Genomic DNA, 16476 nt, shown 5'->3' with positions numbered 1-16476 from the left:
ATGTGTTGTAATTATATTCTATCAGTCGGAGGTGCGACAACTCTTGAGACAGTTGGAGATATTTCTACAATTGTTATTGCTTTAGTAAATACTTTTTTAGTCTGGTTTATTTTCATTAAAACTAGGAATAAAGGTAACGAGGATAAAGAACAATCTAGAAAATTGGATTTGCTAAAATCTCTTATTCTTGATCATAATCTAAAACACTTTTATAGCTTTTTTGAAAAAGTAGAATCTGTGCTAAAAGGATTAAAAAGTACTGGCCTTTCAGATGATCAAAAGTCAACTATAGTTGAGTTAGGTAATGATGAATTCATTAAATTAAGAAAAAAATTCACGGATTCTTTGCTAGCAGTCGATCAGAATTTGTACGATAAGGTACTTGAGTGCTCTGATCAACTTCAGAGTAATATAAGTAATAATGCTTTTGATCCAGGCAATAACTTAAGTCATTTACCAAAATATGAAGAGTGCATAGAAAATCCTTTACAGTTGACTAGGACAGAAATTCTTAAGATTTTGTTCCAATATAAAGGCTAGATTTTGCAGACGTTCTTAATACGCCCCCCGTCTGGGTGTAGGCAGATCGTTCGTCTAAGCGCAGTTTTTAACTACACTTTAATATCCTTACCGATTATTAATTGATGATAAAAATAAATTGATCCCTATACTGATTTAAAATTTTTAGTCTAAAAAAATTTTTTTATTAAATCATTAAAACATATACTTATGAAAGAAAAAGTATTTGATTTTTATATGTTTATTGTATATCTGGTTTTTTTACCTCTGTTTCTGATATTTTCAGCGCTATACCTTTTCGTTTTAAATATAGAGGAAGTTGATGATATCTTTTTAAAATTTGGAATTATTGGGCTATCAGCTTCAATTCTAATTGGTGCAATTATTTTTATTTACCTTTTTAAGTTTATTAGCTTTAAAAGTCAATACTTGGATTTCATTAAAATTTTCGTCGCCTCGTTATTTTTTTTACCTGGATTTTTAATATTTTCTATTGCTTATACAAATGTTGTTTTTGATAATTCAACACCTGTTTTCCGTAATGTTGAAATTATATATAAAAAGAAAAGCGTGAGGGTTAGAAAAGGCAGATCTAGGAATTCGTTTTATTTAGATGTTAAATCATGGAAACCTAATTTAGATAAGGTCTCGATAAGAGTAAATAAGAATTCTTTCGAGAATCTTGAGGTTGGCGACCAAATATCTATAGAAACAAAATCAGGGTTTTGGGGAATTGAGTATATGGACTTTAGCGAATGACGAGTTGTCAGATCGTTCTTGCCCCCTTCTGGGTGTAGTCAGATACCATTGAGGCATAACATAATTGCCGATATGGTCACTTGAATGGCAAGTAATAAATTGGTGGTAATTAACTAAATAAATATGCATGAACGCTGGAATGAAATCTATCAATTAGTGGAAACTTATCTTGCTTTATTAACCTCAATCGCATCAATTGGAAGTCTGGTTTTCGTATGGCTTGGATACAAACTTGCAAAGGGCTTTCTTGATCAGCACCGAGAAAAAGTAAAACATGAGCAAAAACAAAAAATAATTATTGATTGTATTCAACTAACTTACAAACTAAAGTCCAACTTTTTGCAATACTATGGGATACCCAATTATGATGTTTTTGATGATTCTAATTCCGATGAAATTGGAATTACCTTAGATTGGATTATTAATCAACACATAAAAAGATCGGATTATTTTATTTCAATAGATAACCAGATACATGAATTAAGAGCCTATTTTTTAATTCTAAACAATGATAAACTAAATTCCCAAATAGAACGATTTCCAAAAATCATTAATAAGCTAAACTCTATTTACTATGAAATTACATTTTATCGTAGTGAGCATTTAAATAAAAAAGCATGGGAAATTGTAGTAGATCTTGAAGAATTAGATGCTGAAAAAAATCCGAAAAATGTTTTACTTCTTAGCTTCAAAGCATTAAACATCCTCGCTAATGATTTAGTATCCTTATACCAATCAGATCGAATAATTTTTTAAAAAAAATTAATACTATTTCCTCGTCTGGGTGTGGTCAAGTCGTCGTCTGAGCCCCGTCTGAGTGTAGTCAGATCGTTCTTGGGACTGGGTGTAGTTTGTAACTACACCCTAATATCTTTTTGATAGCAATTTCACTCGTCACCAATAATCAACCTCAATCAAACCTTTCATTCCTGCATAATTCCTAGCACTGGAATAAAGGTAATCTTCCGGCTTTTCTACAATTCCAGCTCTGACAGGATTTTCATGAATATAATTCATTCTACTCTCGATCATCCCTGTCTCGGTGCAGTCAGATCGTTAACCCCGCATTAGAAAATCTTCCTGAGATTAGAATAGGGCGTAAAGATGGCGGATTTTGAAGGGAAAGAGTAAAATTGTAAAGAATAGAATTTTATCATTCAATATCAAAACATCCAAAAATCAAGATTGACTAGGAATCATATCCCTAATCATCCTACCTGCCAACTGCCTGAAAAAATATGGAAAGGCGTATTTTTAATTCCTAATTTAATTTCCAATTTTCATCATACCTAGCTCTTATCTGAAATTCACTTTGGGCTTTTAAAATAACCGCCATGCGTAGCCTATTCGCCGCCTTTCTTTTCATATTCTACCTTCCCTCTTTTGCCCAAAACAATGCCATCGACAGCTTACAAGTCCTATTGTCAAGTGCAAAAGGCCAAGATAAAATCCAGATTCTAATTGACCTGTGTTGGGAATATCGATTCTCTAATGCAGACAGTGCTAGAATATATGGACTTGAAGCACTCGAGCTAGCACGAAATGGAAAACTGAAAGAACTAGAAGGAGATGCCTTGCACAATCTCGGAATCACACATGAAGCCCAAGGAAATTATCAAGAGGCTTTAAAATATGAACTTCCGGCCCTAGAAATTCGAAAAATCATTGGAAACGATTTGAAAACAGCAAACACCTTAAATAATCTAGGAATCATTCATGACGAGTTAGGAAATCAAAATAAAGCCTTGGAATACTATTTTGAGGCAAGAAAAATATATGAACACCTTGGCGATAAATCCAAAATTGCTATGGTGATTAGTAACATTGGTATTGTGCTCAAAGCTCAAGGGGAATATGTTAAAGTTATTGGATACTATCACGAAGCATTGAGTTTATACAAGGAATTAAAAAATGAATTTGGTATAGCAGCATGTCATGCTAACCTAAGCTCAGTCTTCTATTTTACTCAATCTTATGATAGTGCTTTATACTATGCACTTTTGAGTACTGATGAATTTAGATCACAAAATGTCCGGCAGTTTTTACCGACTACCTTGAGTAATTCTGCTCAGGCATACTATAAACTTGGCAAGACTCAAGAAGCCAGAAAAAGTTTACTGGAAGCAATCAAACTCAATGAGGAATTTGACAATAAGTTTGATTTATCTGAGGTGCTTCTAATTTTAGCTTCTGTGTATCGAACTGAAAATGAGACAAAAGATGCTAAAGAAACTGCTTTGCGTGGATTGTCAATCGCCGAATCGATACAAGCCAAGAAACTAGTAATGGATGCTCATTTGGAACTATCCTCCATTGAGGAAGCGAATGGGAACTATTTCGCATCCTTAAAAGAATTAAAACTTTATAACATGCAGAAGGACTCGATTTTCGAGCAGGATAAAATTAGGCAAATGGCAGAATTGCAAACCCAATACGAAACCGAAAAAAAAGAGAAGGAAATCAGTCTTCAAAAATTTAAATTAAGTGAGCAAGCACTTAAGATCGAACGAAATCAAGCGATGATATTTGGAATGATCATATTGTTCGTTTTACTATTAATTGTCTTCATATTAGAACGAAGCCGAGGAAAATTAAAAGAACAAAAATCAAAGGCCCTGCAACAGCAGGCATTTCAAAAAGAACTAACAAGGTCTGTAATTGACCTTCAAGAACGAGAACGCAGCCGTTTTTCTCAAGATCTTCACGATGGCTTTGGGTCCCTAATTACAGCTCTTAAGTTTAATCTGGAAAATCCAAATCCAGAAAAACCAAATACTGAATCCCTGTTTAACCAGATCTACGATGAAATCAGAAATGTCTCTTTTGCCTTATGGCCACAGGTACTTAAGAGAGATGGAATAGTCCAGGCATTTCGAGAACTTGGAGAGAGGCTGAACAAATCAGGAAAAATAAAAATTGAGGTCATCACTCATGGATTTATCGATTTAGGGGAATCAGAAATAATCGTTTATCGAATCTGTCAGGAGTGGCTTACAAATATTCTTAAATATGGTAGTGCTTCGAAAATTACAATTCAAATGATTTCACACCCAGAAGAATTAATTTTTATGATTGAGGATGACGGCAATGGCTTTGATACCGAGAGCTTATCCCTAGGAAAGGGCAATGGCTGGAAAAACATTCAATCGCGAGCTCATATTCTAAAGGCAACATTAGACATCGATTCACAAAGATTTAACAAAGGAACAACTCTTACCCTTACTATTCCCAAAATCATAGAAGATACCAATCGTGAAGTTGCCTGATGAAAAAAAACTCAAAAATCATTCAGTTTTTTAAATCATGGAATCATGGAATTATTCAATAAATTGAATGAATTGAAAACCTTGATTTATGCCGCCAATTCGAATAGTTCTACTGGATGACCATCATATTGTTCTTGAAGGATTAAGGTTCCTTTTGGATCAGGATCCAGCATTCAGTGTTTTAGCTTCATTTACCCAGCCTGAAAAGGTAATTCCATTTCTTCAAACTCACGAAACTGACATTTTACTAACCGATTATTCCATGTCTGGGATGAATGGATTGGAATTAATAAAAAAAGTGAAAGCGAATTATCCATCTGTTAAATGTGTCTTACTGAGTATGCATGATGAGCCAGCAGTGGTTCGCGATGCGATGAAGAGCCAAATCAGCGGTTTCCTTTTTAAGAATATTTCCAAAGCAGAACTAAAAAATGCGCTTCAAAAAATCAACAGTGGATTGGTTTATATCAGCCCTGAGATTTCCACTCAATTGCTAAACGTTCGACAAAATCAACTAGACATCTCACTCACTGAACGAGAAATGGATATTTTGGAGCTTATTATCAAAGAATTTTCCAATAAGCAAATCGCTGATACACTACAAATAAGCGAGCGGACGGTGGAAACCCATCGAAAAAACGTCTTCCGAAAAACTTCTACAACCAATCTCGTGGGCTTGATGAAGTACGTCTTTGAAAACAAATTAATGAGCTAGCATCCGTACCAGTACGCAATAAACTTGCGGGAAAACGGCATTGCTAGGCTTGGTATGGGGCCATAGTTTTACAGAACTATGGAAATACGAAAAATTTTAATGGCACTAGCAATCCCTTCACTATTCCTATCCGCATCTGCATGTGATCTAATAGACGAATTGAAGGATGAAAATGACATCGACAAAGAAGTAGCGAGAATCACTAATGAGTGGACGGTGGACAGCGTACGCGTAATCGAATATGGTTTCGTGCCAGGTCCGGGATTGACCAATGAACAGCAAAATCCGATTGTTAGCAATAAGCTATTGCCTATTGTGAAAATGAAATTTATAAGGGATCCTAATTCAATCGCTTACGTGGGTAAAGTAATCGAAACTAGCTCAGAGAATGGTGTGCAAACGACAAAAGAATATCGATGGAGGTACGATCAGCCTTATATAATATTACTCTATCCATCGCCATTCAGCCCAAATGACACAGAGGTCATTTATAATATAGAGGAGATTTCTGATAAGAACTTTTATTTCTCTCGCATTGAAAACCTGGTCTCAAATTCAAATGGAGGCAAATATGGTTCGCTGAAACGTTCCTGGAAAATGCGGAAGTAATCCAAATCTTGGCCTTTTTAAAATTACGCTAATCGAGTCGATAAATAGTAACTACCAAAAGACATACTACCTATGAAAAAGCAAATTTTTCTTCTTTTCCTATTCATGACCTACATGACTTTTCTTTCACATGCCCAACTGCCTAAACTCAAAATAGGCGGCAAGAAGGATAGCACTGAAGTCGTAAGTGAGCCAAAGGCCCCAAAAGTTAAGAGTGCTGGAGGCAGTAATTTGATGGGAAAAATCCTCACCAAAACAGCCATGCTTGCGGGCTCCATTGGAGGATCTGCTTTTGGAATGGTCAGTTCTACAGACAACCTGGAAGAAGTGGTAATGACAGGAGGCGTTTGGCATAATTTGCGAAATAAATCTGTTGGTACCGTAGACATGACATTTTTTGGGGATTGGTCTTCAGGAGGCAACATGACGATGCTTTCATTTACTCAAAAATCAAGAACTGGATGGACAAAAATTGAGGGTGACATCACTGTGAATGGCAAAATAATTGAAGGTGATAATTTTGGGATTTATTCAAGTTTTGAACCAGCAAATCTTTCAGCACCGAAGGAGGTAGCAATAAAAACCAGCAGTGGACAAGAAGCGTCTTTCACCATCCCAGCTGCTAGTCAAACTTTTGAATTACTTTCCATTAACGGACAAAATGAAAATCCTTCGGTTGATTTTTCTCAAGATGTCACGCTAGAGCTTTCTTTAGGTGAAAATTTCGACAAAAACATCCCTATGTTCGTTCAAATGACAGCTAGGGTACTTGGTATTAGTACTTTTTATCCGGTAGGTTACTTTGAACCATCCACCACACTGGTGATTCCAGCAGCAGCTTTTAGGAATATTGGCATCGATCCAACCAACGATAAACTTGCCAATTACAGTAGTATCTATTTAGAAATCGCACGCGCAGAAATCCTCAAACCAACCGATCTTGTTGGGGAGATTTCAATCCCGCAACTCGTAGTCAATTATGCAGATGGAAGGTCCTTGAATATAGTAAAGGGTCCGGAAATGAATAATGGAATTAAATACAAGGGCACAGAAAAATTTCAAAATGGTGGAATGGATTACGACTTTTTGAAGCCAAATGCATTCTACAGCCGCCCTATATCCCAAATCAAAAAAGCAGGTGTTTTATCACTTAGTATTACGGGGACAACTTATGTACAAGGAAAAACTACCTCCTCATCTTCTTCATTCAGCGCCGGGGGCACTACCTATACGAGTACTACGACTACTACCACCTCGGCCTCATTTCCACAAATAGCGGATGAACTCTGGGAAGATGTCTTAGAAAGTTTTTACAACGACTTCACCAAAATCATTGAATCCGAATACAATACCACGTTTGTCCCAATAGATATGATCACAGATAGTGATGCCTATCAAAATCTAATACCTTACTCAAGTGATGATGAAAATACCACCACAGAATTTCAATATTCCTATAAAAATACAGTAGCACTCCAAAAAGTATTACCCTTTGTACCATTGACTGGAGGGCCAAATGATGTCATGAAGGAAACTGGTGTAAATGCGCTTTTCAAAATAATGCTTGAGCTAAAAATCGCCTTCGATCGAGGAAATCCTGTAATGATTCCTACACTAAACGTTGAACTTTTAGGAGTATCCAATGGTGATCCAAATGATGTGTTAGCTAGTCCTACGAAATATTTTCAAGGCGAAATTGTGGGCGATGGAGTTCGATATCCCGCCGCAAATCTTTCGAAAGAGGATCTTGATAAAGTCATTCGAAAATCAAATTTGCTAGATCTTTTTCAACGTAGCATCCAAGAATTAAAAACCAAAGAATTGGCAAACCCAGATTACCAAACTGTTTGGGACAATTCCTTCAACAGATAAAAAAAGGATAACTACTCTGTAATCAACTAAAGCTAATCGGGAATTTCGTTTACCCGATTAGCTTTATCTCTTTTTTTAAGATTAACAACGACTCTTTAAAGAGTACTTTTTCTTAGAAATTTGCTCAGATCCCTTGGTACCATCTGAGGGATTTTTTTTGAGCGTTAATGCTGGTCAGGAGACTGGTTTCCCCTTTCTATTTCCAATAAAAATATTTCAAACCCACTGGAAGGGATCGATAGATTTCTTAATTTGAACACAGCACACCCCCGAAGTCTTGTGGACAATAGCAATATTGACCCGATAAGGTCGAGAAAGTTTCGTATATACAAACCTTTAGCAACAACAAAAAAATGAAAGCAACAATTACCTCTATCGAATTAAAAGGACCTCTCACGTTCTTTGCACTGTCCTCTAAAGCATTTAGAATCATTAAACAACTGAAAGCTACGAACTGTAAAGATTTTAAGAAAAAAGGTATTTGGACGAAACATTATACTATGACCTTATGGAATAATGAAGCCGAACTAAAAGAATTCGCCAAAAGTGGAGCACACTTAGAAGCCATGAAGGTAAGTAGTCAAATTGCTAAGGAGATTAAGACGATAAATATTGACACAACAGCACTTCCCAATTGGGAAGAACCAATAATACTTTTAGAAAGTGGTAAGGTTTTCAAATATTAAATCTGTTGCTTGTCGAGTCGCCATCCCCCGTCTGGGTGTAGTCAGATCGTTCTTGGGACTGGGTGTCGTTTGTAACTACACCTTACTATCAAATAGAATTTGCAATTCTCATTTTAACGAAGATAATTTTTAATCTGCTCGACTTAGACAAATCATTTCTAAACACCTTGTCCTACTCCACTAGTGCTAGTGCATATCCAAACCAATAAAAATAACTTAGGAGAGACTTCGCTGTCCATGATATCTTCTTTTTGGTTCAATAATTAAAACGAACCTGATTATATTAAAGGTAATTTAAAAACTAGGCGAAATTATAATAAAATCAAGGTTTTTAGCTCGTGTCAAAATCTGAAAATTTGGTGCTTAGAAATCATCTACTTTTCATATACTAACCTTTACCAGTAATGCTTTATGAAAAAATCAAAGGAACCAGAACTACTATAAATACCAGCCAATATGACAATGATTCGATTACTTTTCCTCTATATATTCCTATTTATCTTTTTAGGTTGTGCAACAAAAAAAAACCCACCAGATTTACGGGCTATTAATCTTAAAGATGTACAATGGGGAGAACCAGGTGACGGAAGTATAGCTCCCGCAGGAACACGGACAGCATTGCAATCAACAAACCCTAATACAGGTGGAGTTAGCTATTATGCACGGTTTCCTGCAGGAGGTTTTTTTGACGAGCATTGGCATACTCACGATGAGTATGTTGTTCTGATTAGCGGTGAAGTGACTATTAAACTTGGAACGGAGGTATTTGACCTAGAGCCGGGTGCTTTTATTGTCATTCCGGGTGGAATGCCTCATTACTGGGACATACCAGAAACGGGAGATGCGATTATTTTAGTAAAGAGGGATGGACCACCTGACTTTCATTTTGTGGACAGATGAACCCAATAGTCACAATATCCTGATATTAGACATATTTCTCCTTCTCAGTATACTCAGATTGTATATCTAGGCGTAGTCCCCGTCTGTGTGTAGTAACATCGTTCTTGGGACTGGGTGTAGTTTGCCTGCCCTACATGCTGGCCCAAGGCACTAGAATACGGATGCTCCACGTGTCTGTAGAATCAGCGCTGAGTCAATTTAAACCTTTTAAAATTCAACAGTCTAACAGGGTATAATCTGCTATAAACTTCCCTGGATATGAACAGAAATAATTCAATCATTACTAGTGCATTTATTTTTTTGATTGTGACCATTTTTTCATGTAGTAAAGATGAAGACTATAACCCTATTGAAGAAAGTGTTTTAAACTTACCCGAAACGTCTTTTGACTATACAAGTCTCAATTTGCCTAGTCATTTTACCAGCAATGTTCCGGGACAACCTTTACCAACTTCCATTAACAGATTAGATAATACACCATCAAACAACCTAATAACTAATGATGGAGCAACGCTTGGGAGAGTTTTATTTTATGATAAAAAATTAAGCGCAAACGGAACAATTGCTTGTGCTTCTTGCCATAAACAGGATAAAGGATTCTCAGATGATGCTACGTTGAGTCTTGGGTTTGAAGGAGGTAGAACGGGAAGGCATTCCATGACGCTAATTAATGCTCGTTTCTATCAACGGGGACGTTTTTTTTGGGATGAAAGGGCCGCCACTTTAGAAGAACAAGTATTGATGCCTTTTCAAGATGCCGTAGAGATGGGGATGACTTTAGATCAAGTGGTCAGTAAAGTGCAAGAGCAATCTTATTATCCTGAGTTGTTTCAGAAGGCATTTGGTTCTCAAGAAATTACCTCAGATAAAATATCCAAAGCATTGGCACAGTTTGTACGCAGTATTGTAAGTTACTCCAGCAAATATGATGATGGAAGAGCTTCTTCCGCTTCACCAGGTGCCAATTTCCCAAACTTTACCTCAGCCGAAAATTTAGGGAAAAACATATTCTTTCAAACTATTCCTAATGGTGGTGGCGCTTGTTTTGGTTGTCATACTACTGAAGCATTTGTGAGTGCCAATCCTGGACCTCAAAACAATGGACTTGACGCTACTTCCACTACTGATCTAGGCGCAGGAGATGTGTTTACAAACCCGATTTTTGTGGGTCGCTTTAAAACCACGAGCTTACGAAATATAGAATTAACAGCACCTTATATGCACGATGGTAGATTTGCTACTTTAGAAGAGGTGGTGGAACATTACAATAGCGGAATTCAAGCTCATCCCACTCTTTCACCTGCGCTAACAGATGCAAACGGCAACCCTGTTCAATTGAATTTAAGCGAGACTGAAAAAGCAGCTTTAGTTGCATTTCTTAAAACATTAACAGACAACAGTATAAGTACAGAAATTAAATGGAGTAACCCTTTTAAATGAAAAATTGGCTGCAATAACAGCTATACCTAATGAGGGCTAAAATGAGAGTAAATAACCTTGAAAGACAAAACCATAGCTATGCTCCCATTCGTGAATATGAGCTCCAATGTTGAGAATGAGTATTTCAGCGATGGAATCACAGAGGAAATTATCAATGCCACTTATAAACCAAATCTTGGAAGAGAAGTAATTGGACCGTATTTTAACAGATTATGGACAACTTATAGATTAAATTAAGTCAAAACCAATTAACCCAAATTTTTATGAATGAAAACTTAGTCATGCCAAATCGGATACTTTCAATTGACGCTTTGAGAGGTTTTGATATGCTGCTAATAATTTTTGCAGATCGATTTTTTATCAGGTTAAATCAAGGAGCAGGCACTTCTTTCACTGAATCTTTAGCAATGCAATTTGATCATCCTGAATGGTTTGGTTCTACATTCTATGACATTATAATGCCTCTATTCTTGTTTGTTGTGGGAGCAGTAATTCCATTTTCATTGTCCAAAAGGATTCAGGAAAACACCTCGAAGACTTCGATTTACGGCAAACTTATCAAGCGCTTTGTCATCCTATTTATTCTCGGATGGATTGTTCAGGGTAATCTATTGGATTTAGATGCTTCTCAGTTTCATGTTTTCAGCAATACTTTGCAGGCAATTGCCGTTGGATACTTTTTTTCATGTGTAGCATATATCAACTTGGATAAAAAATGGCTCTATTTTATTTTCGCCGCTTGTCTTATTGCATATGCCTTGATTTTAACGATCCCCAATGTTCCAGGTGTTGGAAAAAGTGTGCTGCTACCAGATCGTAATTATGCTTTGTACTTTGATCAGTTGGTTTTTGGAAAATTTGACGACGGCCTTCAGTATACTTGGTTTCTTACCGGATTAGGATTTACAGCAACAACCTTGTCTGGAGTCTTTGCAGGAGAATTAATTAAATCAAAACTACCCCGAGAAAAAGTTGCCTTATATTTATTTATTGCCGGCATAGCTGCATTGGGACTAGGATTGATTTGGGGAATATGGCATCCTATTGTGAAGAAAATATGGACCAGTTCATTTGTACTGGCATCATCTGGAGTTTGTTATATTTTACTGGCTTTGTTCTATTGGATTATTGATGTAAAAGGAAAAGTAAAGTGGGCATTTCCTTTCAAAGTAATTGGTATGAATGCAATCGCAGCGTATGTTCTTTCTCACGTCTTTAATTTCTCTAGGATCGCAGATTTCTTACTTTTTGGATTGGAGCAATATGTAGGAGCCTATTATGGAATGATCACCGCAACAGGAGGTTTTGCTCTCCTCTATTTGTTGCTATGGTATATGTACAAAAACAAAACGTTTATTAAAGTCTAAAATCAAAGCTCAAAAATCTAGTCCTGATAAATCCAGAATACTTACATGTCTGGGTGTAGTCAGATAGTTCTTGGGACTGGGTGTAGTCCCCCGTCTGGGTGTAGTCAGATCGATGTTGTGCCTAAGCTTAGTCCCGTACAGTAGTCGGGAGTAACTACGCTTTACTATCCTAACCAATTTGCAATTGGTCTTACAGCACTTATTAGCAATAATCACTTGACGGGATCGACGAAATTCTTAATTTAGTCACAGCACACCCCAGAAGCCCTGTGGACAATCGCGATATAGACGCAATAGGGTAGAGCAAGTTGCGTATATACAAGTAAGTTTTGTGTAAAATTACAATAATGTAGATCCACATGAAAAATACGAATTATCTAAAAGAAGAACTCTACGAGCTTATCAAAACCGATGAGTCAATTTTTGATTTTATTCAAGAGTCTTCTCTAGATGGCTTGTGGTATTGGGATTTGGAGCAGCCCGAAGAAGAATGGATGAATCCTAAATTTTGGTCTGTTTTAGGGTACGACCACCGAGAAATGCCACATAAAGCATCAGCCTGGCAAGATATTATCCACCCTGAGGATTTAAAACTTGCCACAGATAACTTTATCAAGCATTGTGAAAACCCGGATCATCCGTACGATCAAACGGTACGATATACTCATAAAAAGGGATCTACCGTCTGGATTAGATGCCGTGGTTTGGCGATCAGGGATAAGCATGGCAAACCGCTAAGAATGTTAGGGGCTCATCAAGAAATTACAGACAGTAAAAACAAAGAATTACTGCTTCAGAGGAATACTGCTATACTTCGCAACGCCCAGCAAATTGCCAAAATAGGTAGCTGGGAGCTTGATTTAAAAACTAATGAGGTGGTCTGGACAGAGGAACTTTACAAAATGTATGGCTTTGACCCTACACTTCCTCCGCCCCCATACCCAGAGCAGATGAAGATGTTCACTCCGGAAAGCTGGGAGGTTTTAACGTCTTCTGTAGCCCTTAGCAGAGAGCAAGGCATTCCTTACGAATTAGAACTTACAACCATTCGGAATGATGGAAGCCGCGGATGGATGTGGGTGCGCGGAGAAGCTGTATTTGATGAAAATAAAAATATCATTGGCTTAAGGGGGGTAGCACAAGATATTACTGAACGAAAGCAGATAGAAGAAGCACTCAAAGAAAAAGAAAGAAAAATACGTGATTTAACCAGTAATATTAATGAGAGTTCTTTGATTTCCATTACTGACGAAAAGGGAACTATCATAGAAATAAACAGGCTGTTTTGTGAACTATCTGGCTACACAAAGGCTGAGTTAGTTGGACAAAACCATCGCATTATCAATTCAGGCTACCATGATAAAGAGTTTTGGCTTGGTATGTGGCAAACCATCGCTAAAGGAGAAATATGGAGAGGAGAAATTAAAAACCGAGCGAAAGATGGCAGTGAATATTGGGTAGCGTCTGTTATAAACCCCGTTAAAGACCATAGTGGAAAAATCAGACAGTACATTTCAATCAGGCAGGATATTACAGAAAGAAAAAAAATAGAAATTGAAAAAGAAGCATTAACAAAGCGTCTAAATTATGCTTTGGACGCTTCTGGTGATGGCATTTGGGATTGGACTCCCTCTAATGGCGTCACAGTTTTTTCGAAAGCATGGATAGAAATGCTTGGTTATGAGGTAGGCGAGCTTGGCTTCTTAGCTAGTGAATGGTCTGATAGATTACACCCCGATGATGCTGAATGGGTTTTTGCAGCAATCAATAAAGTAACCCAGACGTCTAAAAATGGCGACTCATTCAGCCACGAATACAGATTTAGAAACAAAGCAGGCGACTATTTGTGGATACTGAACAAAGCAAAAGTTGTAGAGCGAAATGAAAAAGGAGAAGCATATAGAGTAGTAGGTACGCATACCAATATTACCGAGCGCAAACAAGCCGAAGAGGCGCTGCGCCAGAGCGAGGCGGAAGTGCGCGCGCAATTGCGCGAGATCGATCAAATCTACACCTACTCGCCAATTGGGCTATTCATCTTTGATCGTGAGTATCGTTTCCTGCGCATCAACGAGCGCATGGCGGAGATCAACGGCTATTCCGTAGCACATCACTTTGGCAAAACTCTAGACGAGATCGCGCCCGACCTAGCCGGTTTCTTGAAAGAAATGTATCGCCCGATCTTTGAGAAAGGGGAGCCTGTGCTGAATGTCGAGATTCATGGCAAGACATCCAGAGACCCTGACCATGAGTGCGATTGGATCGGTAACTATTTTCCGCTCAAATCCGAAACAGGCGAAGTGATCGGCCTGATAGGTGCCGTGCTGGAAATCACTGAACGTAAGCTTGCTGAAAATGAACTAAGGCTATCCAAAAAACAAGCAGAAGCCGCCAGCAAAGCAAAATCAGAGTTTCTTGCTAATATGAGCCACGAAATCCGTACGCCGCTCAATGGGGTGATTGGCTTTACGGAGTTACTTACAAAAACTCCACTAAACCCTATTCAGCAGCAATATGCAAATAGTGCCAATGTATCAGGTCATACACTCTTAGGCATTATCAATGATATTCTTGATTTTTCTAAGATTGAGGCAGGAATGTTGGAGTTTGAGGTAATGAAAACCGATATGGTGGAGCTGTTAGAAAACAGCATCGATATTGTAAAATTCTCTGCAGCAGACAAAGAGCTTGAATTATTATTGGATATCGACCCTGCTATGCCTCGTTTTGCCCATCTTGACTCTATTCGCACTAAACAGATTTTAGCAAATCTTTTAAGCAATGCAATAAAGTTTACTCAAAAGGGCGAAGTAGCACTAAAAGTAGTCTATCAGGCACTTGACAGCAAACAAGGTAAACTTTCAATTTCTGTACGAGATACAGGCATAGGTATCACTGAAGAGCAAAAAGCAAAACTTTTCAAATCATTTTCTCAAGCCGATAGTTCCACCACACGTAAATTTGGAGGCACCGGTTTAGGGCTTGTCATTTCGCAAATGATTACAGAAAAAATGGGAAGCAAAATCAACATAGATAGCACTCCTGATGTTGGCACTACTTTCTATTTTGACATCATCACGCATTTTGAGGAAGGAGAAAAACTAGATACCACAAAGATTACAGGCGTAAAACGCTGTTTGATTATTGATGATAATGACAATAATCGACTAATTCTGGAACAGATGCTCAAGCAGTGGCATATAGAATCGGACTCCTGCAATAATGGATTTGAGGCACTGAAGAAACTGGAAAGTTCTCAACCTTATGATGTGATTATCTGCGATTATGATATGCCCTATTTCAATGGTATCGAGACTATCCGTTTAATGAAGGATAAATTGAAACTAAGTACCGAAAAGCAACCCATCATTTTACTTGATTCCTTATTAGATAACACAGAATTGAATCAAAAAAGTAAGGGGTTAGGAATTCGTTTCCGTTTGAATAAACCCGTAAAGAGTCAAGATTTATTTACCTACCTCTCTCATCTCGATCAACCAACAGAAACCATCCCACAGAAAGAAACTGAACAAGCAGTTAATCTGAGTGAAACAAGTGAAAAAATAAAAATCCTTATCGCAGAAGATAATCCCTTGAACATGGTGCTGAGCAAAACCATCCTTTCACAACTGATGCCCAATAGCGAAGTTTATGAAGCAAGAAATGGCCTAGAAGCTATTGAGCAATACAAAAGCATTTCTCCTGACTTAATCTTTATGGATGTACACATGCCCGAACTTGACGGCATTGAAGTTACCAAAAAAATCAGGGCGTTGGAAGTCAATAAGAGTAATCACCTTCCCATCATTGCCCTTACGGCAGGCGCATTAAAGGAGGAAAAAGAGAAGTGTCTTGCCGCAGGAATGGATGATTTTTTAACTAAGCCATTAGAATACGCGAAAATACAAACAGTATTGAATAAATTCTTTCAGCAAGGAAAAAAGGTCAATGCTGATTTGCAAAATATAGATGCTAAAAATGAAATTCATTTTGGATTTAGCGAACTAGCAGGTATTATAGGAAATGACATGGAGATGGCCCAAAATTTAATATCGATGTTAATTACTGATATGCCGATTAAGATAGACAAGCTCGAACTGGCTTGCAATGAAATAGATTTAGCTAATATCGAGGCAATTGCTCATTCAATTAAGGGAATTTCTCTTTCTATGCGTTGTAGTATATTAGCTGATATTGCAGGAAAAATGGAAAATGCTATCATAGATAATTCCTTTGATAACTTGGAGGTTCTACTTACAGAACTTAAGGAAGAATGGGATACGGTAAATAATTTGTTGCTAAAAAAATAGATCATTAAAGGAGTAAAACAATACACAACAGCC

General features: G+C 37.3%; 14 protein-coding genes. 13 read left to right on the top strand and 1 reads right to left on the bottom strand.

What is annotated here, in order from left to right:
* The 3 genes from ESV85_RS11830 to ESV85_RS11820 all read left to right on the top strand — a co-directional run bounded on the left by ESV85_RS11830 (window position 1) and on the right by ESV85_RS11820 (window position 2034).
* Window positions 1–540, top strand: a complete 540-nt coding sequence (locus ESV85_RS11830; RefSeq protein ID WP_146917839.1) for a hypothetical protein — start codon at window positions 1–3, stop codon at window positions 538–540.
* Between the two features lie 189 nt (window positions 541–729).
* Entirely contained in the window at window positions 730–1278 is a 549-nt protein-coding gene (locus ESV85_RS11825; protein WP_146917837.1) for a hypothetical protein, read from the top strand.
* 123 nt (window positions 1279–1401) lie between these two features.
* Entirely contained in the window at window positions 1402–2034 is a 633-nt protein-coding gene (locus ESV85_RS11820) for a hypothetical protein (protein WP_146917835.1), read from the top strand.
* A gap of 138 nt (window positions 2035–2172) precedes the next feature.
* Here the strand turns inward: ESV85_RS11820 and ESV85_RS22655 are convergent, their stop codons facing one another.
* Window positions 2173–2295 (bottom strand): hypothetical protein, encoded by a 123-nt coding sequence (locus tag ESV85_RS22655; RefSeq protein WP_262713337.1) that lies wholly within the window; start codon window positions 2293–2295, stop codon window positions 2173–2175.
* 404 nt (window positions 2296–2699) lie between these two features.
* On the opposite strand from ESV85_RS22655, the gene ESV85_RS11815 reads away from it, so the two are divergent.
* The 10 genes from ESV85_RS11815 to ESV85_RS11775 all read left to right on the top strand — a co-directional run bounded on the left by ESV85_RS11815 (window position 2700) and on the right by ESV85_RS11775 (window position 16443).
* Window positions 2700–4544: a tetratricopeptide repeat-containing sensor histidine kinase gene (locus ESV85_RS11815; protein ID WP_191321994.1), complete on the top strand. Its 1845-nt coding sequence runs from the start codon at window positions 2700–2702 to the stop codon at window positions 4542–4544.
* An 88-nt stretch (window positions 4545–4632) separates the two neighbouring features.
* Complete coding sequence (locus tag ESV85_RS11810) at window positions 4633–5259, top strand: response regulator (protein WP_146917831.1); 627 nt, start codon at window positions 4633–4635, stop codon at window positions 5257–5259.
* A 78-nt stretch (window positions 5260–5337) separates the two neighbouring features.
* Window positions 5338–5868: a hypothetical protein gene (locus ESV85_RS11805; protein ID WP_146917829.1), complete on the top strand. Its 531-nt coding sequence runs from the start codon at window positions 5338–5340 to the stop codon at window positions 5866–5868.
* Window positions 5869–5940: 72 nt separating this feature from the next.
* Entirely contained in the window at window positions 5941–7740 is a 1800-nt protein-coding gene (locus ESV85_RS11800) for a hypothetical protein (protein ID WP_146917828.1), read from the top strand.
* A gap of 353 nt (window positions 7741–8093) precedes the next feature.
* Entirely contained in the window at window positions 8094–8426 is a 333-nt protein-coding gene (locus ESV85_RS11795; protein WP_146917826.1) for a DUF3291 domain-containing protein, read from the top strand.
* A 462-nt stretch (window positions 8427–8888) separates the two neighbouring features.
* Window positions 8889–9326, top strand: coding sequence for a cupin domain-containing protein (locus tag ESV85_RS11790; protein WP_191321993.1), 438 nt, complete (start codon window positions 8889–8891; stop codon window positions 9324–9326).
* A gap of 258 nt (window positions 9327–9584) precedes the next feature.
* On the top strand, window positions 9585–10766 hold the full coding sequence (locus tag ESV85_RS11785) for a cytochrome-c peroxidase (protein ID WP_146917822.1): 1182 nt from the start codon (window positions 9585–9587) through the stop codon (window positions 10764–10766).
* Window positions 10767–10823: 57 nt separating this feature from the next.
* A complete protein-coding gene (locus ESV85_RS22295; protein WP_191321996.1) occupies window positions 10824–11003 on the top strand; it encodes a hypothetical protein in 180 nt (59 codons plus the stop codon).
* 26 nt (window positions 11004–11029) lie between these two features.
* Window positions 11030–12133 (top strand): acyltransferase family protein, encoded by a 1104-nt coding sequence (locus ESV85_RS11780; RefSeq protein ID WP_146917820.1) that lies wholly within the window; start codon window positions 11030–11032, stop codon window positions 12131–12133.
* A gap of 359 nt (window positions 12134–12492) precedes the next feature.
* Complete coding sequence (locus tag ESV85_RS11775; protein WP_146917818.1) at window positions 12493–16443, top strand: PAS domain S-box protein; 3951 nt, start codon at window positions 12493–12495, stop codon at window positions 16441–16443.
* The last annotated feature ends 33 nt before the right edge of the window (window positions 16444–16476 follow it).

It is taken from the genome of Algoriphagus aquimarinus (genome assembly GCF_007997215.1).
In the GTDB taxonomy this organism is placed as follows: domain Bacteria; phylum Bacteroidota; class Bacteroidia; order Cytophagales; family Cyclobacteriaceae; genus Algoriphagus; species Algoriphagus aquimarinus_A.
Note: the sequence above shows the minus strand (reverse complement) of the source record. Positions and strands in the feature narration are given on the sequence as shown.

Coding starts and splice junctions, on each gene's coding strand:
- ESV85_RS11820 (WP_146917835.1), top strand. CDS start 1,402: ATGCATGAACGCTGGAATGAAATCTATCAATTAGTGGAAACTTATCTT.
- ESV85_RS11805 (WP_146917829.1), top strand. CDS start 5,338: ATGGAAATACGAAAAATTTTAATGGCACTAGCAATCCCTTCACTATTC.
- ESV85_RS11795 (WP_146917826.1), top strand. CDS start 8,094: ATGAAAGCAACAATTACCTCTATCGAATTAAAAGGACCTCTCACGTTC.
- ESV85_RS11780 (WP_146917820.1), top strand. CDS start 11,030: ATGAATGAAAACTTAGTCATGCCAAATCGGATACTTTCAATTGACGCT.
- ESV85_RS11800 (WP_146917828.1), top strand. CDS start 5,941: ATGAAAAAGCAAATTTTTCTTCTTTTCCTATTCATGACCTACATGACT.
- ESV85_RS11810 (WP_146917831.1), top strand. CDS start 4,633: ATGCCGCCAATTCGAATAGTTCTACTGGATGACCATCATATTGTTCTT.
- ESV85_RS22655 (WP_262713337.1), bottom strand. CDS start 2,295: ATGAATTATATTCATGAAAATCCTGTCAGAGCTGGAATTGTAGAAAAG.
- ESV85_RS11830 (WP_146917839.1), top strand. CDS start 1: ATGTGTTGTAATTATATTCTATCAGTCGGAGGTGCGACAACTCTTGAG.
- ESV85_RS11825 (WP_146917837.1), top strand. CDS start 730: ATGAAAGAAAAAGTATTTGATTTTTATATGTTTATTGTATATCTGGTT.
- ESV85_RS11790 (WP_191321993.1), top strand. CDS start 8,889: ATGATTCGATTACTTTTCCTCTATATATTCCTATTTATCTTTTTAGGT.
- ESV85_RS11785 (WP_146917822.1), top strand. CDS start 9,585: ATGAACAGAAATAATTCAATCATTACTAGTGCATTTATTTTTTTGATT.
- ESV85_RS11775 (WP_146917818.1), top strand. CDS start 12,493: ATGAAAAATACGAATTATCTAAAAGAAGAACTCTACGAGCTTATCAAA.